19 protein-coding genes are annotated in these 21,452 nt (G+C 56.4%); 6 read left to right on the top strand and 13 right to left on the bottom strand.

All coding sequences use genetic code 11. The features are described from left to right. Positions 1-2: 2 nt before the first annotated feature. On the top strand, positions 3-2,078 hold the full coding sequence (gene malQ, locus Q7C21_RS04710; RefSeq protein WP_375150456.1) for a 4-alpha-glucanotransferase: 2,076 nt from the start codon (positions 3-5) through the stop codon (positions 2,076-2,078). A gap of 187 nt (positions 2,079-2,265) precedes the next feature. On the opposite strand, the gene Q7C21_RS04705 is transcribed toward malQ, so the two are convergent. From Q7C21_RS04705 to malK, 5 genes are all read right to left on the bottom strand, one after another. Next, positions 2,266-2,736 carry a type II toxin-antitoxin system YhaV family toxin gene (locus tag Q7C21_RS04705; protein ID WP_375150455.1) on the bottom strand — a complete coding sequence of 157 codons (471 nt, stop codon included), beginning with the start codon at positions 2,734-2,736 and terminating at the stop codon, positions 2,266-2,268. A 6-nt stretch (positions 2,737-2,742) separates the two neighbouring features. Then, complete coding sequence (locus Q7C21_RS04700) at positions 2,743-3,087, bottom strand: type II toxin-antitoxin system PrlF family antitoxin (RefSeq protein WP_003851503.1); 345 nt, start codon at positions 3,085-3,087, stop codon at positions 2,743-2,745. 499 nt (positions 3,088-3,586) lie between these two features. Next, positions 3,587-4,525, bottom strand: coding sequence for a maltose operon protein MalM (malM, locus tag Q7C21_RS04695; protein WP_375150454.1), 939 nt, complete (start codon positions 4,523-4,525; stop codon positions 3,587-3,589). Positions 4,526-4,629: 104 nt separating this feature from the next. Then, positions 4,630-5,931: a maltoporin gene (locus Q7C21_RS04690; RefSeq protein WP_105099698.1), complete on the bottom strand. Its 1,302-nt coding sequence runs from the start codon at positions 5,929-5,931 to the stop codon at positions 4,630-4,632. 43 nt (positions 5,932-5,974) lie between these two features. Continuing rightward, on the bottom strand, positions 5,975-7,084 hold the full coding sequence (gene malK, locus Q7C21_RS04685; protein ID WP_003851511.1) for a maltose/maltodextrin ABC transporter ATP-binding protein MalK: 1,110 nt from the start codon (positions 7,082-7,084) through the stop codon (positions 5,975-5,977). Between the two features lie 362 nt (positions 7,085-7,446). Here malK and malE point away from each other — a divergent pair, with 362 nt between their 5' ends. Genes malE through malG form a run of 3 tightly spaced genes read left to right on the top strand, consistent with a single transcriptional unit; the run spans position 7,447 to position 11,119 of the window. Then, the gene (gene malE, locus Q7C21_RS04680) at positions 7,447-8,637 is read left to right on the top strand and encodes a maltose/maltodextrin ABC transporter substrate-binding protein MalE (protein ID WP_283543582.1); all 1,191 of its coding nucleotides are present in this window, start codon (positions 7,447-7,449) and stop codon (positions 8,635-8,637) included. Between the two features lie 55 nt (positions 8,638-8,692). Next, positions 8,693-10,219 carry a maltose ABC transporter permease MalF gene (gene malF, locus Q7C21_RS04675; RefSeq protein ID WP_003851515.1) on the top strand — a complete coding sequence of 509 codons (1,527 nt, stop codon included), beginning with the start codon at positions 8,693-8,695 and terminating at the stop codon, positions 10,217-10,219. Positions 10,220-10,228: 9 nt separating this feature from the next. Beyond that, a complete protein-coding gene (malG, locus tag Q7C21_RS04670; RefSeq protein ID WP_003851518.1) occupies positions 10,229-11,119 on the top strand; it encodes a maltose ABC transporter permease MalG in 891 nt (296 codons plus the stop codon). A gap of 85 nt (positions 11,120-11,204) precedes the next feature. Here the strand turns inward: malG and Q7C21_RS04665 are convergent, their stop codons facing one another. The 6 genes from Q7C21_RS04665 to Q7C21_RS04640 form a co-directional block, all read right to left on the bottom strand. Further along, positions 11,205-11,813 (bottom strand): TetR/AcrR family transcriptional regulator, encoded by a 609-nt coding sequence (locus Q7C21_RS04665; RefSeq protein ID WP_003851519.1) that lies wholly within the window; start codon positions 11,811-11,813, stop codon positions 11,205-11,207. Beyond that, positions 11,803-12,405, bottom strand: a complete 603-nt coding sequence (locus tag Q7C21_RS04660; protein WP_003851520.1) for an NAD(P)H-dependent oxidoreductase — start codon at positions 12,403-12,405, stop codon at positions 11,803-11,805. The genes Q7C21_RS04665 and Q7C21_RS04660 overlap by 11 nt, the downstream gene beginning before the upstream one ends. Before the next feature lie 230 nt (positions 12,406-12,635). Further along, the gene (locus tag Q7C21_RS04655) at positions 12,636-13,304 is read right to left on the bottom strand and encodes a methionine ABC transporter permease (RefSeq protein ID WP_008924728.1); all 669 of its coding nucleotides are present in this window, start codon (positions 13,302-13,304) and stop codon (positions 12,636-12,638) included. Continuing rightward, the gene (locus Q7C21_RS04650; RefSeq protein WP_105099693.1) at positions 13,292-14,080 is read right to left on the bottom strand and encodes a methionine ABC transporter ATP-binding protein; all 789 of its coding nucleotides are present in this window, start codon (positions 14,078-14,080) and stop codon (positions 13,292-13,294) included. The genes Q7C21_RS04655 and Q7C21_RS04650 overlap by 13 nt, the downstream gene beginning before the upstream one ends. Continuing rightward, entirely contained in the window at positions 14,073-14,876 is an 804-nt protein-coding gene (locus tag Q7C21_RS04645; RefSeq protein ID WP_375150479.1) for a MetQ/NlpA family ABC transporter substrate-binding protein, read from the bottom strand. The genes Q7C21_RS04650 and Q7C21_RS04645 overlap by 8 nt, the downstream gene beginning before the upstream one ends. A gap of 19 nt (positions 14,877-14,895) precedes the next feature. Further along, positions 14,896-15,915: an isopenicillin N synthase family oxygenase gene (locus Q7C21_RS04640; RefSeq protein WP_105099691.1), complete on the bottom strand. Its 1,020-nt coding sequence runs from the start codon at positions 15,913-15,915 to the stop codon at positions 14,896-14,898. A gap of 477 nt (positions 15,916-16,392) precedes the next feature. On the opposite strand from Q7C21_RS04640, the gene proP reads away from it, so the two are divergent. Beyond that, the gene (gene proP, locus Q7C21_RS04635; RefSeq protein ID WP_039661383.1) at positions 16,393-17,859 is read left to right on the top strand and encodes a glycine betaine/L-proline transporter ProP; all 1,467 of its coding nucleotides are present in this window, start codon (positions 16,393-16,395) and stop codon (positions 17,857-17,859) included. Between the two features lie 114 nt (positions 17,860-17,973). On the opposite strand, the gene Q7C21_RS04630 is transcribed toward proP, so the two are convergent. Next, positions 17,974-18,522 carry a YbhB/YbcL family Raf kinase inhibitor-like protein gene (locus Q7C21_RS04630; RefSeq protein ID WP_275767403.1) on the bottom strand — a complete coding sequence of 183 codons (549 nt, stop codon included), beginning with the start codon at positions 18,520-18,522 and terminating at the stop codon, positions 17,974-17,976. Positions 18,523-18,776: 254 nt separating this feature from the next. Between Q7C21_RS04630 and Q7C21_RS04625 the strand changes: the two genes are divergently transcribed. Next, positions 18,777-19,664: a LysR family transcriptional regulator gene (locus Q7C21_RS04625; RefSeq protein WP_375150453.1), complete on the top strand. Its 888-nt coding sequence runs from the start codon at positions 18,777-18,779 to the stop codon at positions 19,662-19,664. On the opposite strand, the gene Q7C21_RS04620 is transcribed toward Q7C21_RS04625, so the two are convergent. Further along, a complete protein-coding gene (locus Q7C21_RS04620) occupies positions 19,661-21,298 on the bottom strand; it encodes a dihydroxyacetone kinase subunit DhaK (RefSeq protein ID WP_337028544.1) in 1,638 nt (545 codons plus the stop codon). The genes Q7C21_RS04625 and Q7C21_RS04620 overlap by 4 nt on opposite strands. Between the last annotated feature and the right edge of the window lie 154 nt (positions 21,299-21,452).

The following is a 21,452-nucleotide window of genomic DNA, read 5'->3' as shown; positions in this document are numbered from 1 at the left end:
CCATGAAAACAGATCCGGTTATGGATGATTTTTCCCTGGCGGGCATCGCTGCTGAGTATATCAATGCGCACGGCAAGCCACAGGCGATCCCGACCCTGACCCGCCAGCGTTTGCTGGCGGTGATGCAGCCTCCGCATCCGCTGAGCACGCCGCTGCCACCCGTGGTGATTTTCCGCAGCGGCGATCTGCTGAGCCTGTCGCCACAGCTGAGTGACGATGCACACTGGCATCTCACCCACGAGTCGGGTGAGATGAGCTCGGGTCGCTGCCAGCCCGCGCAGCCACTGCATCTGCCGCCGCTGCCCGAAGGCTATCATCAGCTGACGCTGCAACAGGGCACGCAGCAGTGGTCGTGCCGGGTGATTATCGCCCCGGCCCGCTGTTATGAACCGCCAGCACTGTTGAAGGGTGAATCATTGTGGGGCGCCTGCGTGCAGCTCTACACCCTGCGTTCTGCGCAGAACTGGGGCATTGGCGACTTTGGCGACCTGCGCCGGATGCTGCCAGACGTTGCGGCACGCGGCGGCGCGTTTATCGGCCTTAACCCTATCCATGCGCTGTTTCCCTCCAGCCCGGAAAACGCCAGCCCTTACAGCCCCTCGTCCCGGCGCTGGCTCAATGTGCTTTACATCGATGTGAACGCGGTCACTGACTTCCAGTTGAGCGCGGTCGCGCAAACCTGGTGGCAACTGCCCGAAACGCAGCAGACGCTGGCGCAGGCTCGCGCAACTGAATGGGTCGATTATGCTGCGGTAGCCCGGCTGAAAATTCAGGCGCTGAGCCTGGCGTGGCCGCAGTTTATCCAGCGTGATGCCGCTGATCCTGAGGTGCAGGCGTTTAATGCGTTTATCCAGGAAGGTGGCGAAAGCCTGCAGCATCAGGCGCTGTTTGATGCGCTGCATGCCGACCAGATGGCGCAGGATAGCGGGCGCTGGGGCTGGCCGGTCTGGCCGGAGGCGCTACAGCATCCTGGCAGCCCTGCGGTGCAGACATTTTTGAAACAGCATGAGGATCAGGTGCGTTTCTGGCTGTGGCTGCAGTGGCTGGCCGCGCAGCAGTTTGAAAACTGCTGGAACAGCTGCCAGCAGCAGCAGATGCCCATCGGACTGTACCGCGATCTGGCGGTGGGCGTCGCGCAGGGTGGCGCAGAGACCTGGAGTGAGCGGGATCTTTACTGCATGGAGGCCAGCATCGGTGCACCGCCTGATATTCTCGGCCCACGCGGTCAGGATTGGGGGTTGCCGCCCATGGATCCGCAGGTGATGCATCAGCGTGCCTGGGAGCCGTGGATTGCCCTGCTGCGCGCCAATATGCGCCACTGCGGCGCACTGCGTATTGATCATGTGATGGCGCTAATGCGGCTGTGGTGGATTCCCGCTGGCGAAGGCGCGAGGCACGGGGCGTATGTGCACTACCCGATTGACGATCTGATGGCGATTCTGGCGCTGGAAAGCCAGCGTCATCGCTGCATGGTGATTGGCGAAGACCTGGGCACCGTTCCGGAAGCGATTGTCGATAAGCTGCGGGATGGCGGGGTTTACTCCTACAAGGTGCTCTGGTTTGAACAGACCTCAGAAGCCGGTTTTAGACCGCCCGCCAGTTGGCCACGGCAGGCGATGGCCGTTGCCACCACACACGATCTCCCGACACTGCGCGGCTGGTGGCAAAGTGACGATCTGACTACCGGCGCGCAACTCGGTCTTTATCCGGACAAAGTGGTGCTGGCCGGGTTGTATCAGGATCGACTTCGGGCAAAGCAGGCGCTGCTGAACAGTTTGCATCGGGTCGGCGCGCTGCCGAAACGTGCCGGACGCGATGCACGCCGCACCGGCATGAGCAAAGCATTAAACCGGGCGATGCAGCGCTATCTGGCCGACAGTCACAGCGCCCTGCTGGGACTGCAACCGGAGGACTGGCTGGATATGGCCGCGCCGGTGAACATCCCTGGTACCAGCGACGAATATCCGAACTGGCGACGCAAGCTGAGCGTGCCGCTGGAGACGCTATTCAGTAATTCGGAGACCGAAAGGTTGTTGCGCGATTTGACGGCGCGACGGAAGCGGTCAGTGCGTGGTTGAAGATTAACGCGTGACTCAGACGCGTGTCTGACGCCGCCTGATTTACATAATTTTCAGTTATTACAGCGTGCGGGCCGCCAACGGCTCGCACGCTGCTATTTTACTCAGCGCCTTTCATCAGAGATGAATTACCCCTGAGCAAGGCGTCTGAAAACACAAACAGGATCGTGGTCAGGATTTATGACACTTACGAGTTTGTATTATCCCAATCCTGAGATTGCTTTAACAGCAATGCCCAGTCGTCTGGTGGGTAGCCGTTATGCAACATTCCTGAAAATACTTTATAAGCGTCACGTTTACTGCCATAGGCACGTTTGGTCTCGGCGTCATTCATCCATGCAAGGATAATGGTTTTATGTTGTTCGCTGAATCTAAAGAACAAACGATACTGCATTAAAAACTTCGCACGGAACCAATGCTTATTTTGTTCTCCCAGCGTATCGCCCTGGCGAAACATTGCATGATGTGGATCGGCGCAAATCTCACTATTGATAACTTTAAACACCGCGGCTAAAAGCTTAGTCGTCGCTTTTCGCTGGTAACTTTCAGGATATTTAGCCCTGAGTGACTCCACTTCATTGGTCAGCGCAATCAGCTGTGATTCAAAACAGGGATGAACATAAACGTGCCATCCATTCATAACCGTGCCATCTTCCATACCTGATTACTCATCGTCCATGAGTGGAGCATCCAAATCAACGTCCATACCTTCGGTCAACGAAGTAATGCGAGTTAATAATCCTCGATCCAGCGTTTTGATATTTGAAGGCGTGTTGCACATATCAGCAGCAAGAAAACTCAGAAAGCTCGCCATCACCGGATCATCATCAGTCACCGTTTCCTGACGGGTAATAAGGACTTTGCCGCCAGGCAGAACAGCGTATTCGATATTCTCACCAGGTTGCAGATTCATCGCATCACGAACTGCGGCAGGGATAGTGGTCTGGCTGCGGGCTGTCAGTTTTGATGTAGCGCGCAGAGAGATGTTGGTATGAGTCAGCGTTCCCATTTCAGATTCTCATCAGGAAAAACAAGATAACGCAACAGTAATGCAAGTGCATTGGCAATGCAAATGCATTGATCGCGACAACCACGACTGTTTTGTTACTCAGTCACCATTAAAAGTTTCTGATTACTCTTTTCCGTATCGCCTGAAAAGTGACACCCTGTTTTACTTCCTGCCAGATATCACACTCTTCGCGGCTGATATGCACAGGAGCAGAAATACTCCGACGGGTGATAACCCCAGGTTCACCCGCCATCACGATACCCATGATTTCAGAAAGATATTTCGGGCCTGAGTTGCCATGTAACTTCGCCTGAAATGGCCAGAAAATTCATCCCTGAAACAGCTCAGGAAGCCTATATTCATCGAACGCTATTGCCCACAGCCTGACTTACGCAATGCGTAAAGCCACACAAAAAAAACTGCAATCAGGATCTCCACAACAAAAAAAGGTGCGCCGCAGCGCACCAGATGGGACAACATCAATAGCGTCGGGGCAGCTTCACCCCTTGCCTTTAACACTACTGATAAAGGTCTGCCGTGCAGAGGTGGAACCTAGCCGCTCGGCTTCATCCAGCAGTTTCAGCGCCTTGTCGATATTGCCGCTGTTCACCGCCTGGGTGATCTTCTGGTTAAAGTAACTCTCGGTGTCGCTCATGATCGGTTCCGCACGGACTTTTGGCGCGGGCGCTGCAGCCGGTGCAGGCGCTGGTGCTGCGCTGTACGCTGCCGCAGGTGCAGTATTGCCGACGGTGACGGCACTCGCGCCGGATGAACCAAACAGCGGTCCGACAAGAATCGAGGAGCCGGAACTGGTCTGCATCTTCAGCTTGATCGTGCCTTCGCGGCTGTGGCTGGCGACCGGATCGGGAATATCCGGCACGGCATGGCCAGTGCCCTCTGCGTAGGCCTTGGCTGGATCGAGCAGCGTGGTGGTCTGGGTCAGATCGCTGTCGGTGGTAAACACCAGCAGGTAGATTTTTTGCTGACCCAGCGCCGGGGTCAATTTCATCACCCCTTCCAGCCGATCTGCCGCCATTACGCCCGGCTTCTGATAAGTGAAATAGCGGCTGGGGAACCAGGCCGCAGGACGCAGGTTTTCATCCAGCACCAGCACGTTCGGTGCGAAAACCCGACCGTTTGCCACTTCACTGCTCAGCGTCAGCGTCAGTTCGCCGATATTTGCCGGCAGACTGTAAGCCGCGACCGGCCCGGCAATGTGAGGTGCATTCAGCGTCTGTCCACTGTTGGCGAGTTTTGTAGTCTGCGTCTGAGAGGCCGCCAGCGGCTGCCAGCTCAGGCGTTGCAATGTTTCAGGTGCCACGACGGGTGCAGAAGAGAGATCCTGCGGCACCAGATTGACCTCCGCCAGGGCGGGAAGCGCATGTCCTGTCAGTAACGCCGCACTCAGGCAGAGTGCAGCCAGCTTTTTCATTTTCATTATGCGTACCTTATTGCAGGTCGCGGCGTGAACCAGGCAATGGCACACCGCGACCAAAGTGATCCATCAGGCGCAGGGGCGCGCCCGTCAGAACAGGGATTGGTTTACCACCAGATTTCCATCTGCGCGCCGAAGGTCACTTCGTCATCTTTACCACGGCTGTTGGTCAGGATGCCGTTGCCGGTAGAGTCCGCAGAGGCGAAGGAGGTGAGATCGCCCGAGGCATCTTTGTTGTAGCCCCACTTCTCATCCCATTTGGCGTAGGTTGCGAACAGACGCAGCGCCGGACGTGACCAGATGCTGTCACCGGCCTGCCACTGCTGTGCCAGTGTCACTTTGTACTGGCCGTTGCGCTCATTAGCCTGCTGCGATTTTACGTTGTCATAGCCCAGTTCCAGCAATGTGCTCATGATCGGCGTCCATTTGTACATCGGGCGCACACCTACGGTGTACCAGTCGGTACCCCGGTTATTGTCCAGATCGATGTTCTGGTACATAGCGACATACATCAGGTCCCAGCGTTCTGCCAGCGAAATGGCACCGTGGTCAAGCACGCGGTACATCTTGCCGTTGTTATTGAGGTTGGTGCCCTGCGGCACGCCTTTGCCCTGCGAAGTCATCGCATCTGTTGCGTATTGCAGCACAAACTTGTTGTAACCTTTCAGCATGCTCTGGGTATGTTCAGCCGTGAACATCCAGCCATCTTTCGATGCGCCATCTTCGATGCGGTAGCCGTCACGGGCATTGGCACGACCATAATCGACCCCCAGTTCCAGCACGCCGTTCGGGTTGGTTTCCAGTCCGGCCAGACGCACATCAAACACATCGTTGGCGGTGCTGGTCGCGAAGTCACGGATACGGTCGCTGGAGAAGGTGTACGAGCCGCCCGCTTCAGACGAACGGGTTGCGGCGAAAGAGAGTTTACCGAAGCCGAGATCCACATCTTCCAGACCGGCGCCCGGACCCGAGATATCCCAGTAGTAGAAGTCGATCATGTGGACGTCATGACGCTGATAGAAACGCTTACCGGCCCAGATGGTCGACCCTGGCAGCGAATCAATCAGGTTTTTACCTTTGACGTTAGCCTCACGGAAAGCAGGTGATGTCGCTTCCCAGTCATTCTGCTGCGCCACGGAGTAAGCCACGTTGGTGTCGAAATAGAAGCTCTTGTCGCCCTCTTTCCACACTTCCTGGCCTAATTTCAGTTCAGCGTAGGTTTCACATTCATTGCCCAGACGGTACTTACTTTGGGCGCCAGTGGCCTGGAAACATTGCTGTTCGCCACCGCTACCCGTCCAGCCAATGCCGGAACGGGCGTAACCGGTAAAATCAACCGCCATCGTTGGGGCGGAGAGGGTGCCCACCGCGACGGCAACGGCAATGGGAAGTTTGCGCAGAGTTAACATTTTCTATCTCCTGAGGTCATTGCTTTTATTGTTTTTGGCAGGGCTATACACCCGGCTCCTGATAAAGCCTGCGGCACGCGCTCCCGTCCTCACGGAACAGGTGACAACGCTCGGGCGGCAGGCCAATACCGAGGATGGCGCCCTCTTTCACCAGCACGACGTCCTCCTGGCGGTAGACCAGGTTTTGACGGATAGCGGGAATCTCGATGTGGATCTGTGTTTCATGCCCCAGCTGTTCCACCACCTGCACTTCCCCTTCCAGGGTAACGTCGGCGATATCGCTGGAGAGCAGATGTTCCGGGCGAATACCCAGTGACATATTGCTGCCAACCTGCACGCCGGCACTGTCAACCGGCAGCCAGACCAGTTGCTGATTCGGCAGTCGTACCTGAACCTGATCGATGGCGGTGGCGGTCACTTTGACCGGCAGGAAGTTCATTTTGGGTGAGCCGATAAATCCGGCGACAAAGCGGTTAGCGGGATAGTGGTAAAGCTCAAGCGGTTTGCCGACCTGCGCAATGCGCCCGGCATCGAGCACCACGATCTTGTCAGCCAGCGTCATCGCTTCGATCTGATCGTGGGTCACATAAATCATGGTGCGTTTCAGGCGCTTATGCAGACGGGAGATCTCAATGCGCATCTGGACGCGCAGCGCGGCGTCCAGGTTTGACAGCGGTTCATCCAGCAGGAAGACGCGGGGTTCGGCCACCAGCGTACGGCCAATTGCCACGCGCTGACGCTGCCCACCGGAAAGGGCCTTAGGGCGGCGATCAAGCAGATGCGCCAGCTGAAGGATCTCTGCCACCTGATTGACGCGCTGATGGATCTCCGCTTTTTTCACTCCGGCCAGCTTCAGGCCAAAAGACATATTTTCCGCCACGGAGAGGTGTGGATAGAGCGCATAGGATTGAAACACCATGCCAATGCCGCGCTCAGCAGGTGGCACTTCATTCATTCGCTGGTCGCCGATTAACAGCTCGCCGCTGGTGATGGTTTCCAGACCGGCAATCATGCGCAGCAGTGTCGATTTTCCACAGCCTGATGGGCCGACGAATACAACAAATTCCCCTTCACGAATAGTGAGATCGATATCTTTCGACACCACAGTTTCGCCCCAGGCTTTCGTGACATTGCGTAACACAACGCTCGCCATGATCCCTTCCCTCTTAGCTGCATAATCGTGTCTGCTCAGCGGCAGACGGGTTCCGGGGCTCACTATGCGAGAGGAAACAATCGGTAACATCCTCCGCCGTAACGCAAACTGCTGGGGGAGGAGTCGGGAGGAGGAGAAACACGGGCTGACGCGTCAGCCCGCGCCTTGCCACGCTTTTTTGTGATCGCTAACGCAGACCCGAAGATTGTTTTGCCGCTTAAGCACCCGCTTAAGGCGCTTTTTGCCAGTGGGATCACAGAGGCAGGCTGAGGGGCGTAGAGCGGAGGAGGATGAGATGCCGGTGTGGATACGCACAATGATGCCGACAGAGCATTCACCACTTCCGCTAACAGGATGGATTTATGACGACGAAAACCGGAGCACGCATTCTGGCCCTTTCTGCCCTCTCTGCTGTGCTCTTTTCAGCAAGCGCGATGGCAAAAATTGAGGAAGGTAAACTGGTCATCTGGATTAACGGTGACAAGGGCTACAACGGCCTTGCCGACGTGGGTAAGAAATTTGAGCAGGAGACCGGCATTAAAGTCACGGTCGAACATCCTGACAAAATGGAAGAGAAGTATCCGCAGGTCGCGGCGACCGGCGATGGCCCGGACATTATCTTCTGGGCACATGACCGCTTTGGCGGCTACGCACAGTCGGGCCTGCTGGCGGAGGTGACGCCGGACGCCAGCTTCCGCGAGAAAATCTTCCCGTTCACGTGGGACGCGGTACGCTTCGACGGTAAGCTGATTGGCTATCCGATTTCGGTTGAGTCGCTGTCACTGATTTACAACAAAAAACTGCTACCGAACCCGCCGAAAACCTGGGAAGAGATTGCCGGACTCGACAAGCAACTGCGCGCCAAAGGCAAAAGCGCCATCATGTTTAACCTGCAGGAACCCTACTTCACCTGGCCACTGCTGGCCGCAGGCGGGGCTTACGCCTTTAAGCTCACCGATGGACATTATGACGTGAAGGATGTTGGCGTCGATAACGCCGGGGCGAAAGCGGGCATGCAGTTCCTGGTCGATCAGGTTAAAGCCAAAACCCTGAATGCCGACACCGATTACTCCATTGCTGAGGCTGCCTTTAACAAAGGCGAAACCGCCATGACCATTAATGGTCCGTGGGCGTGGGGCAACCTCGACAAGAGCGGCATCGACTACGGCGTCACTGAACTGCCAACGCTGAACGGCAAACCATCGAAAGCCTTTGTCGGCGTGCTGAGCGCCGGGATCAACGCCGCCAGTCCTAACAAAGAGCTGGCGAAAGAGTTCCTGGAGAACTATCTGCTGACCGATTCCGGACTGGAAACGGTTAACAAAGACAAGCCGCTGGGTGCCGTGGCGTTGAAATCTTACCAGCAGACGCTGGAAAAAGATCCGCGTATCGCCGCCACCATGAGCAACGCTAAACAGGGCGACATCATGCCAAACATCCCGCAGATGGCGGCCTTCTGGTACGCGATGCGCACCGCCACGCTGAATGCGCTGGGCGGTCGTCAGAGTGTTGACGCCGCGCTTAAAGATGCCCAGGCCCGCCTGAAGAAGTAATAATCCCATGCCGGGGTTATCCCCGGCTTGAGTGACCGTTAAGGAAAACCGCATCATGTCAGGAAAACCGAAAACGCACAGTCTGTTGCTGAAAGGCGTTCTCATCGGAATCGGCTGTCTGCTGGTCGGCTATCTGCTGATACTGATGTACGCGCAGGGTGAATATCTGTTTGCGTTGCTGACGCTGATCCTCAGTGCAACCGGGCTGTGGATTTTTGCTAATCGTCGCGCCTATGCGTGGCGTTATGTCTATCCCGGCGTGGCAGGAATGTCGCTGTTTGTGTTGTTCCCCCTCGCCTGCACCATCGCTATCGCTTTTACCAACTACAGTAGCACTAACCAGCTCACCTTTGAGCGGGCGCAACAGGTACTCCTTGGCCGTACTTTCCAGTCGGGCGAGGCAGTCAGTTTTTCTCTGTTCCCGGCAGGCGATCGCTGGCAACTGGTACTGAACGATGGCAAAGCAGACTTCGTCTCTCCGCCTTTTCAGTTTGGCGCTGAACAGACTCTGAAAATGATGCCTGCCACGCCACCCGCTGGCGAACGGGCGACGTTCAGGGTTATCACGACTAACCGCCAGGCACTGAGCCAGATCCGCGCTGAGTTGCCGGATGGGCGTCAGTTGCGCATGAGTTCGCTCCGCCAGTTCTCCGGCACCCAGCCGCTCTATCGGGTTGGCGCAAAAGATGAACTGATCAACCAGCAGAGCGGCACGCATTACCGCGCCAATCCGCAGACCGGCTTCTATCAGGCCGTGAACGCGGACAATAAGTGGGGCAACGAAACCTTAAGCCCCGGATTTACCGTGAATACCGGCTGGAAGAACTTCGTGCGGGTGTTTACTGATGAAGGGATTCAGAAGCCGTTCCTGGCGATATTTGGCTGGACGCTGCTTTTCTCGCTCATCACGGTGGTGCTGACCGTAGCCGTCGGGATGGTGCTGGCCTGTCTGGTGCAGTGGGAAGCGTTACGCGGCAAAGCGATCTATCGGGTGATGCTGATCCTGCCCTATGCGGTACCGGCGTTTATCTCGATTTTGATTTTCAAAGGACTGTTTAACCAGAGCTTTGGGGAGATCAACGTGATGCTCAGCGCGCTATTTGGCGTGAAGCCTGCGTGGTTCAGCGATCCCACGCTGGCACGCACCATGCTGATTATCGTCAACACCTGGCTGGGCTATCCCTACATGATGATCCTCTGCATGGGACTGCTGAAAGCGATTCCCGATGATCTCTATGAAGCCTCGGCGATGGACGGAGCAGGACCGCTGCAGAACTTCTTCCTGATTACGCTGCCGCTGTTGCTGAAGCCGTTGATGCCGCTGATGATTGCCAGCTTTGCCTTCAATTTTAATAACTTTGTGCTGGTACAGTTACTGACCAACGGCGGACCGGATCGTCTTGGCACGACCACGCCAGCCGGTTATACCGATTTGCTGGTGAACTACACCTGGCGCATCGCCTTTGAGGGCGGGGGCGGGCAGGACTTTGGTCTGGCGGCTGCCATCGCCACGCTGATCTTCCTGCTGGTGGGTGCGCTGGCAGTGATTAACCTGAAAGCCTCGCGGATGAAGTTCGACTAAGGAGTTGTTATGGCTATGGTACAACCCAAATCACAACGGCTGCGTCTGTTCACCACGCATCTGCTGCTGCTGGTATTTATTGCGGCGATACTCTTCCCGCTGCTCATGGTTATCGCAATTTCACTGCGATCCGGTAACTTCGCCACCGGCAGCCTAATCCCGGAACAGATCTCCTGGGAGCACTGGCGGCTGGCGCTGGGTTTCAGCGTTGAACATGCGGATGGAAGCGTGACACCGCCGCCCTTTCCGGTGCTGTTATGGTTATGGAACTCGATCAAGATTGCTGCAATCAGCGCGCTAGGCATCGTGGCACTTTCGACCACCTGCGCCTATGCGTTTGCGCGTATGCGCTTTGCCGGTCGTGCCAGCCTGCTGAAAGGGATGCTGATATTCCAGATGTTCCCGGCGGTTCTGTCACTGGTGGCGCTCTATGCGCTTTTTGATCGGCTCGGTCAGTATCTGCCGTTTATCGGGCTGAATACCCATGGTGGCGTAATCTTCGCCTATATGGGCGGCATCGCGCTGCATGTCTGGACGATTAAAGGGTATTTCGAAACCATCGACGGATCACTGGAAGAGGCCGCCGCGCTGGATGGCGCAACACCATGGCAGGCGTTCCGGCTGGTGCTGCTGCCGCTGTCAGTGCCGATTCTGGCGGTGGTGTTTATTCTGGCGTTTATCGCAGCGGTCACTGAAGTGCCGGTTGCTTCGCTGCTGCTGCGCGACGTCAACAGCTACACCCTTGCGGTCGGGATGCAACAGTATCTCAATCCGCAGAACTATTTGTGGGGAGACTTTGCCGCCGCGGCGGTGCTCTCCGCGATTCCGATCACCCTGGTGTTCCTGCTGGCGCAGCGCTGGCTGGTAAGCGGTTTAACCGCAGGCGGGGTGAAAGGCTAAACGATCATCATTGTACGTTGCCACTGCTTACACAACGCCTGTTGTGGTTGAATGATTCGGCGGCCTGCGGGCCGCCTTTTTTATCCTACGCTGACTCCGATGCACGGCTGCCAGTTACCAGCGCGACGACCATGGCCGTTATTGCCTGCTCGCCTTCCGGCTTAGCGACATCGCCACGTGTCACGGCGGCGGCGATAGCATCCGCGCCCCCCAGCAAGCCCCACATTCCTGCTTCTGGTATCCCGCTGCTGCCAGCGAAGGGCGCAAACCAGCGCTGACAGCGGGCGATAAAATCGAGCTGATAGTGGCGTTTGACGGCGGCCAGTTCCGGTGAGGTGCTGAGTGCTGACAGCAACTCTGGAATCTCACGTCCTTCAGTCATCACACAATCCACATAACAGGCGGCCAGCACTTCCGCTTTTTTCTGCATCACCATCGGCGCAGCATTCATCGCCGCGTCCATTCGCTCGGTCTGGCGACGATCAAAATCGTCATACAACGCTGCCAGCAATCCATGACGGGTGGTGAAATGATCGTAAACCACCGGTTTACTGACGCCCGCCGCTTCGCCGACCCGTGCCAGCGTCAGCGCTTCGCTGCCTTCGGTTTGCAAAATCTGCCACGCGACATCCGACAACTGCCTGCGTCGGGCCTCACGTGACAGTCGTTTCCGCGGTACTTTCTCAACGGTCATGTTTTTCCTGGTGGGGGAACAGACGCTGGCCCAACGCCTGCGCCAGCTGATAGTGTGACTCAGGATAACCCTCATCGCCGCTTAGCAACAGTTCACTGGTCACCACCGGCGCGCCACAGTAGTCAAAAATGCCGTGATCAATCTGATTTCGCATGCTGCCGAAATAGCCGCGCCGCAGAAAAGTTCGCGTATCCGCGCCCCCGATTGCAATCAGATGCACAGGAAGATGATTGAGGCGCTTCACTATCCGACCCTCCTGTTCATCAAAGGCCCATCCGGCAATGAAAACCCGATCTATCCAGCCTTTGAGCTGGGCAGGAAATGACCACCAGTAAACTGGATAGACCAGCACCAGCGCATCAGCGCGATTTAACCGCTGCTGTTCAGCCAGCACATCCGGCGATGCCTCCGCCTGGCCGTTGAAATGCCGGTGGTCGGTGAGCGTGAAACGCGGATCAAATCTTTCAGCTGCCAGATCGGCTTTTTCAGCCGTGTGCTGGCCGGTCGAGATAATGCCCTGCGCCAGCTGGTCCGCCACGCGGTGGGTATGCGCATCCTGATTGGGATGAGAAGTCACTATTAATGCATGCATCGTCGTCACCTTACCTGTTCAGCCATTAAGCTACTAAAGGTAAGTTACTATTGGTAGGTTATCAAGCGTCGCTGTTAACTCTTTTTGCAGACCGCATCTCAGGTTAAACGCACCTGATGCCGGAAGGGTCCGCACAACATGGTCTGAACACAGGCGGAATAAAAATGCTTCCTTCCTGTTCACCGTTAAAAACAATCTGCAGAGCTCTGTGCCAGCGTCAGATATAAAACCTACCGACGATAAGCCAGTGAGCGCACCAGCCGGTCGCCGAGTTTCTGAATCAGCATTACCAGCGCCAGCAGCACCACAATGGTGGCCGCCATGATCTGGTTGTCGAAGCGCTGATAACCGTAACGAATCGCCAGATCACCCAGTCCGCCGCCACCGACCACGCCCGCCATCGCCGAGAAGCCAATGAGCATCACAATCGTCAGGGTAACGCCCGCCACCAGTGCGGGTAGCGCTTCCGGCAGCAGCACACGGCTGACGATATGCCACAGCGTGCCGCCCATTGATACCACCGCTTCAATGCGACCGCGATCAACCTCATCCAGCGCGTTCTCCACAATACGGGCAAAGAAAGGAAACGCGCCCAGCGTAATCGGCACAATGGCGGCAGTGCTGCCCAGCGTGGTGCCGACCAGCAGACGGGTAAAGGGGATCAGCGCAATCAGCAGCACCACAAACGGCAACGCGCGTCCGGTATTGACCAGCGTATTCAGCAGCAGTGAAATCCCACGATTGGGCAGAATGCCTTTTGGCCGGGTCAGAAACAGCATCACACCCACCGGCAGCCCTATCGCGACCGTGAAAAGTGCCGCCAGCAGCACCATGTACAGTGTTTCGCCAGTGGCATTCAGCAGCAGTTCCTGAAACCGCTCACTACTCATGCTACGCATCGGGTTAATGCCTCATGCTGATATTTTTTGATAAACGCCCGGTCTGCTTCGCCATCCCTCAGCAGCATTTTGCGCAGGCGTCCCTCTTCACGTCCCATGATCTGGCTCAGGCTGCCGCTTTCAACCAGCTGGCCATTCTCCAGCAGTGCCGCGCCGTCACAAATCCGCTTCACCACCGCCATTTCATGGGTGATCAACACAATGGTGATGTTGAGCTGCTGCTGAATGTCGGCAAGCAAATCGAGAATCGAGGTGGTAGTTTCGGGATCCAGCGCGCTGGTGGCCTCATCACACAGCAGATAACGGGGTCGGGCGGCCAGCGCACGGGCGATGCCGACACGCTGTTTCTGCCCACCTGAGAGTTGTGACGGCCAGGCTTTGCCAGACGATTCCAGCCCCACCAGCTTCAGCAACGAGGCCACACGCTGGCGCCGCTCCGCCGCTCGCAACCCGGCAATCTCCAGCGCCAGATCGACGTTGTCCTGTACATTGCGCGAATGCAGCAGATTGAAGTGCTGGAAGATCATCCCCATCTGCTGTCGCTGCTGACGCAGTTGCGCCAGGCACATCGCGGCGAGATCCTGTCCGTCAATCTCAATCTGACCGCTGGAAGGGCTTTCCAGCCGGTTCAGGCAGCGTAGCAGCGTGCTTTTACCCGCCCCGCTTCGTCCGAGGATGCCAAAGATGGTGCCCTCTTCGATGGTGAGTGAGATGTCGTCCAGAGCTGGCGCAGGTGCGCCAGCGTAATGTTTACTGAGATGGCTGATTTTAATCATGCTGCTCGTCCGCAACCGGAATCACAGAGCCCTGATAATTTTTACGGATAAATTCCGCCACCTGCGGCGAGCGCAGATCTTTTGCCAGCTGTAACACGCGCGGATCTTTAGCCCGTTCAGGCGTGGTCACCAGCAGGTTGGCGTAAGGGTTATGGGCCGCGGACTCCAGACCCAGCGCATCTTTCGCGGGCGTCAGCCCGGCTTCCAGCGCGTAGTTGCCATTAATCACGGCGGCATCCACATCATCCAGCGAGCGCGGCAGCTGTGGCGACTCAATCTCAACGATTTTAATATTCTTCGGGTTTTCACTGATATCTTTCGGCGTCACCAGCGTCGAACCCGCCTCGCCCTTCGCGCTTAGCTTGATCACGCCTTTGTCCTGCAACAGCCACAGTGCACGGCTCAGGTTGGTGCTGTTATTCGGCACAGCAATGCTGGCACCCTCTGGCAGCGCCGCCAGTGATTTCACCTTGCGCGAGTAAATTCCCAGCGGCTCAATATGCACGCTGGCAACGACGGCAAAGGTTTTACCCAGCGCTTTCTCCTGATCTTTCAGATAAGGCAGATGCTGGAAGTAGTTGGCATCCACATCTCCGGCGGCCAGCAGTTCATTGGCATTCACGCCGCCGCTCAGCTCGACAATTTTGATATCCAGTTTAGGATCCAGAGTTTTGACATACTCCAGGATTTCCGCGTGCGGCAGGGGATCAGCCGCCACGCGCAGCGGTGCAGCCTGTAAGCTTTGAGCAATCAGCAGTGAAAGACCGGCCAGGGCCAGAAAGCGCTTTTTAATCATCATTTATCTCTTATCGTTATCAGTGAGTGTTATGTTCGGGATAGAAACGCCGCGCGACGTCCGGATGCGAACGCAGCCGGCCCTTGAGGTAGTTCCAGCCCACTTCGCGCAGCAGTGGGTTAAGCGGATCGCTGCCCGGTCCCTGCGCCAGCCGAGCCAGCTGAGGAGGCAGTTGATAGACTGGCACCACCGCATCCAGCTGGGCACCCAGGAAGAAGGCGATGGATAAGCGCTCGCTGCTTTGAGGTGGCGAGACCACGCGATGCACCGTCGCGCGCAGGTAGCCGTTGGTCGCCAGCTCCAGCAGTTCGCCAATGTTCACCACAAAGGTACCCGGCAGCGGCGACGCATCGATCCAGTTGTCCGGTGTCACTTCAACCTGCAGGCCCGGCTGGTCATCCTGCAACAGCATGGTCAGGAAGCCGGAATCTTTATGCGCGCCAACACCCTGGCGTGATTCGCCCTCGGTGCGGCCCGGGTAACGAATCAGTTTGATATGTTCGTTGGGATAGTCGCCGTAGAGGTTGTCGAAAGCGTTGCGCGGCAGATTAAGTGCCTGGGCAAAGGCGCGCAGTAACGCCAGCGCTACCTCTGTCATCTGCTGCTGCCAACGGGTGACCACGGTTTGCAGTTCAGGTAAGCCTTCAGGCCACTGATTCGGCCCCTGCATCCGTTGCCAGGTGGGGGAATCGGCAGTAACGGGCAGCGCTTCCCGTTCCGCACCAATATCGAACTGCTCACGATAGTCGGGCTGGCTGCGGGTTATTTCCACGCCCGCCAGGTTATAACCACGAAAATGAGGCGAGTTAGCCATCGCTACTGCGGATTTTTCCGCCTGTGGCAGGGCAAAAAATTTCCGCGCGACGTCCTGAACCTCATCTGATAATTCACGGTCGATGCCGTGATTGATTAAATAGAAGAAACCGACATCACGCGCGGCCTGGCTTAACTTTTCCAGCACCTGTTGCTGCTGCTGTTGATTACCTGACAATAATGCGAAATCGATGACCGGCAATTCTGCTGTTGTTAACGCGCTCATGAGAGAGACTCTGTTGGCATGGAATAGCCTTACACTGCCATTCCCTTTATGCGTTAACTACCAACTAATCCTGCTATGGATATGCGGTGGATGGAAATATACCACCACCCCTTAGCCATCCCTGCCGAAGATTACTCTGCACGCGAGATCCTCTTTTTCGGCAGTCATTGTGGCGAAAACAGCCATAAACAGATCCACACATAAAAAGAGCTATTAACAGGCAATATTTCCAAATATTTATGGCCGTAAGCACTCAGGAGTCAGAGCGCCGTGCTGAATTATCTTTCAAAGTTAGTTTTTTCGGCTGAAAACTTGCAAAACCTTACAATCGTGGTCTATGGTTAACCGGCTGCGGCTTTTGCCGCTTCACTTAAAATTTTTCGGCTTCTTATAGCTTTCATTTCCACGGTTTCTTCTGAACATTGTTTGCGGCTGCGAAAGCTATAAGACTCCTTCATTGATGCACCTGAGGAGAATATGGACACCAGAAACTCATCGTCTGAACACCCAAAGAAACATTTCTGGAACAGGAAGCCTAAAGAGCTGACTGTCGACGACATTACCGTGATCGATAACGACATGCTGAAGCGTGCGGTTGGCGCAGCGGCATTAGGTAATGCGATGGAATGGTTCGACTTCGGGGTATACAGCTATCTCGCCGTGATCATCGGCAAAGTCTTTTTCCCTGATGCCAACAACGCGGTTCAGTTGATTGCCACCTTTGGTACGTTCGCAGCGGCCTTCCTGGTGCGTCCGATTGGTGGCCTGGTATTCGGGCCGCTGGGTGACCGTATCGGCCGACAGAAAGTACTGGCGATGACAATGATCATGATGTCGATCGGGACATTCTGTATTGGTCTGATCCCGGCATACTCTTCAATCGGCATCATGGCACCCATTCTGCTGCTGGTGGCCCGCCTGATTCAGGGCTTCTCGACCGGGGGTGAATATGGCGGTGCCGCGACCTTTATCGCCGAGTACTCCACCGATAAACGCCGTGGCTTTATGGGCAGCTTCCTGGAATTCGGGACCATTGGCGGCTATCTGATGGGTGCCAGCCTGGTGACGGTCATGACGACCGTGATGTCCAATGAGGCCATGATGTCCTGGGGCTGGCGCGTGCCGTTCTTTATCGCCGCGCCGCTGGGCCTGTTTGGTCTCTATGTGCGACTGAAGCTGGAAGAGACGCCAGCATTCCAGCAGCATATGGAAAAACAGGAAGCGCTGGAGCAGAGCAAACCGCGTCTGACACTGATGCAGATGCTGAGCAAATACCGTGCGCCGATGATGAAGTGTATTGGTCTGGTGCTGCTGTTTAACGTTTCTAACTATATGCTGACGTCGTACATGCCGAGCTACCTGACCGGGATACTGGGTCTGCCAGAGTTAAGTGGCCTGCTTCTGGTGATGGTGGCGATGTTTGTGATGATGCCGCTGACGCTGCTTTGGGGTCGCTGGACTGACCGTATTGGTCGTCGTCCGGTAATTGCCTTTGGTGCGGTGGGCCTGATTCTCCTCGCTATCCCGAGCTTTATGCTGATCGGGTCCGGGAATATGTGGGCGGTATTTGGCGGACTCATGATTCTGGGTGTGTTGCATACCTGCTTCAGCGGCACCATGCCTTCGACGCTGCCAGCCCTGTTCACCACCGATATCCGTTACAGTGCGCTGGCCATTGGCTTTAACCTGTCAGTTTCCCTGTTTGGTGGTACCACACCGCTGATTACCGCATGGCTGGTGGATACCACTAAAAACACGATGATGCCGGCCTACTACATGATGGGCGCGGGTATCATTGGCCTGCTGACTATTCTGACCGTTCGCGAGACGGCCCGTCAGCCGCTGACCGGTTCTTCCCCTGCGGTGGCGACTAAGGCAGAAGCACATCGATTAATCGACAAGCTGCGCAAACGAAATAAACCCGCCGCGACAGCGGGTAAATAAGTGTTCTGACACCCTGCTCTGCAGGGTGTTTTTTTATCTGCGACCGGACGCTCCGCCCACCTTATTTAACCGCCCTTACGCGTGCCACAAGCGTTTCTTTATTCCGGGTGCAGATTATTCATTACTGAAGCGGCCCACTGTGCTGGCCGCCCCCAGCGCATGGCCTTTCAGTTGCGTGACCAGTTCTGCCTGGGTTAATCCCGCCTTCAACTGACCTGCCGGTAAATCGGTGGCGATCAGCACAAAGTTATAGTGATGCAGACCACTGCCTGCTGGCGGGCAAGGCCCGTAATAATGCAGCGTGCCTGGCGTATTTTTTCCACCGGTATAATCCTTGCCCTTTGTCAGCGCCCCCTGCGCAAAAGACGTGCGGCTGGCAGGAATGTTATAGGCCACCATGTGCGTGACCCCCAGCCCTTTGGCCCCGACCGGATCGGTCATCAGCAGCGCAAAACTGCGGGTTCCCGCAGGCGCAGCAGACCAGTTGAGTTGAGGAGAAATATTCTCACCGGTACAGGAAGGATTACTTTTATTGGCACCGGCAAACTTTTTATCCAGTAGCGCATTATCGCTGAAGTCCTCAGATTGCAGCGTAAACACCGACGCCGCCAGCGTGGTCATGGGCAACACGGCAAGCACCGTTGCGCAGAGTAATTTTTTCACCAGCCACTCCTTATCGAATTAACCCGAAAATTTTCCAGACGCATTACATCACTGCCTGCTTACTATAACGGCTTTCGCACAATTGACCCGGCAGCCTGCCTGTTTCGTGGCAGCGGAACGGCAAATCTATGATCTCCGTCGCGCAGACGCCGGCAGCTGACGCGTTGCCCTGTCACCCATTACCCGATATAAGTTAACGTCTGCGGCTGAAATATCGCCTGAATCCCTATGACTGTCACCAATAAGTGGACACTATGCAGATTGAAGACCTCCGGATTTATGTCGCCGTGATGCATGCTGGCAACTTTACTGCAGCGGCTGAGCAATTGATGTTATCGAAACAGTATGTCAGCCGCCGTATGGCTGCGCTGGAGGCGTCATTAGGGGTTCGCCTGCTGATCCGCAATACGCGCAAACTGTCAGTAACGGATGCGGGGCTGCTGTTTGCGCAGCATGCTCAGCGTATCCTGGATGAGATTCAGGAAGCAGAACTGGCAGTGTCTGAGCAGCAGCAGGCGCTGCGTGGCACCTTCCGCATTAATATGCCGATGTCCTTTGGTATGAGCCACCTGTCGCCGCTGATCGCCGAGTTCCTCAGCCACCACCCGGCATTGCAGTTTCAGATTGAGCTGGCGGATCGCTATGCGGATGTCATTGGCGAAGGCGTGGACATGGCGATACGCATCGGCACCCTGGCGGACTCAACGCTGATTGCCCGTCCGCTCGGCGAGCTGAAGCGGGTTATCTGCTGCAGCCCCCGCTATCTGGAACGTGCAGGCACACCGCAGCAGCCAGAAGCCCTGCTGCAACACGCCTGTCTGCGCTACGGACGTGAAGGTCAGAATGGCTGGGAATTGCAGGTGAATGGTAAACCGAAGTGGCTGGCGGTGCAGGGGCCGATGATGAGTAACAATGGTGAGGTCCTGCGTGATGCCGCACTGGCAGGCTTAGGACTGGTATTGTTACCCGCCTTTATCGTTGAGACTGCCCTGCAACGCGGTGAACTGGTGACCGTGCTGGACGACTATCTGCCGTCCCCGCTCTCCCTGAATGCGGTTTACCCGCAGCACCGTCAGCGCAGCGAAGTAAACCGCCAGTTACTGGCCTTTCTTCAGAGGCGTTTAGCGTCGTCACAGCACTAAAGTTTTTTTAATGCCGCAAAGACTCTGGCGACCGCGACGGCACCCGGATCAGACACGCCGTTGAGGTTAGCACTGTTAAGATAAGATGATCGGCCCGCTTTTGCTTTCCCCATGCTGGCGGTTGCATCACTGCCCTGCTGTGCCGCATCAGCAGCCTCTGCCAGCGATTTACCCGCCACCAGTGCCTCGATAGCCGGTTGCAGCGCATCAATCAGCGTGCGATCCCCGGGTCGTGCCCCGCCATACTGTTTCATCTTGTCCAGACCCTGCAGCAAGGCTGCGGGCAGTGCACCACCTTCCGCCAGCTGCTGCGCGGCAGCGGTGAAAAAGATCGCCATCAGCACGCCGCTGGAGCCACCCATCACCGTCGCCAGTCGTTCACCCGTCACCGCGAGCAGATCCGGTAAGGCATTTAACGGCAGCTTGTTATCCGCACATTCACGCTGGATCTGACGCGCACCTGCAGCAAAGGTCGAGCCGGTATCGCCATCGCCCACCTGGGCATCCAGTTTATTCAGCTCGCTTTCGCTGGCGATCAGGGTTGAACAGATGCTGTCAACGAAAGCCGCCACCGTCGGGTTATCAGAGGGTTGGGCCGTCTGTGCTGTTGCCTCTCTGGGGGCAATAACAGGCTGCAGAGGCGCAATTTTAACAGCCGGAACCCAGCCGCTGACCTCTACCGGCGCGCAGATTGCCTCCTCGAACAGCGGTGTCAACGTCATGGAGGTGACGGAAAAGCCTTTCATGTCCAGCGCGGTCATCAGCGGAGCCGGGCCAATCAGATAATCACTGCCCCGGCTGAGCGGCGACTCAATCAGGTCCCGCGTTACCAGACTCATCTCCAGCGCGGACATGCCACCAAGATTATTGACTAACAGCGCGCGTGGCTGATCGTTGTCCGGCACCACTTTCTCCAGCAGATGCTGCACAATCTGCTGACTGTTTTGCGTCTGCATTACGTCAACACCCGGTTCGCCGTGAATCCCCAGCCCCATTTCAACGCTGCCGTCTGGCACCCGCTGGCCGGTCTGCTCATCCGGCAGATGGCAGCTTGAGAGCGCAACGCCCATAGTGGCGATAGCACGACTGGCTGCCTCTGCTGCCTCGGTCACCGCCGCCAAGTCATCCCCCCTTTCTGCGACGAAGCCCGCCACTTTATGCACCAGCAACGTGCCCGCTACGCCGCGTGGCTGAGGGTTATCGGGCAACGCAACATCATCACCGACAATCACCATAGTGACGCTGAATCCCGCTTTACGCGCTTTTTCTGCTGCCAGACCGAAGTTGAGTCGATCCCCGGTGTAGTTTTTCACAATCAGCAGACATCCTGCCTCACCGGTAATATTGATGATGGCGTTGTAAACCGCGTCCACGCTGGGAGAAGCAAACACATCGCCACAGACGGCCGCCGTCAGCATCCCTTTGCCGATAAAACCGACATGCGCCGGTTCATGGCCTGAACCGCCACCGGAAATCAGCGCGACCTGCTGTTTTTGCCAGTCATTACGCATCACGATGCGAATGCGCGGATCGACCTGCAACCGGACCAGATTGCGCCACGGGCTGGCGTAAATCATGCCATCTAACGCGCTGTCGACGAGATCATCCTTTTTATTCATTACGAATCGGGTCATGTATTCTTTCCTCATAGGCATGCGGGTTTGCTGATGAAGCAGTGTTACATACCACTGACGACTGTGAGAAATCCATCAACAGGTCTATAGCCTGATTTCAGACATACCGCACGAAAACCAGCGGGCACAGGCGCAGCGATTTTTACTAATTGAT

It is taken from the genome of Pantoea sp. ANP04 (genome assembly GCF_041982285.1).
Taxonomy (GTDB): Bacteria; Pseudomonadota; Gammaproteobacteria; order Enterobacterales; family Enterobacteriaceae; genus Pantoea; species Pantoea eucalypti.
This window is presented reverse-complemented; position numbering and strand designations above follow the sequence as displayed.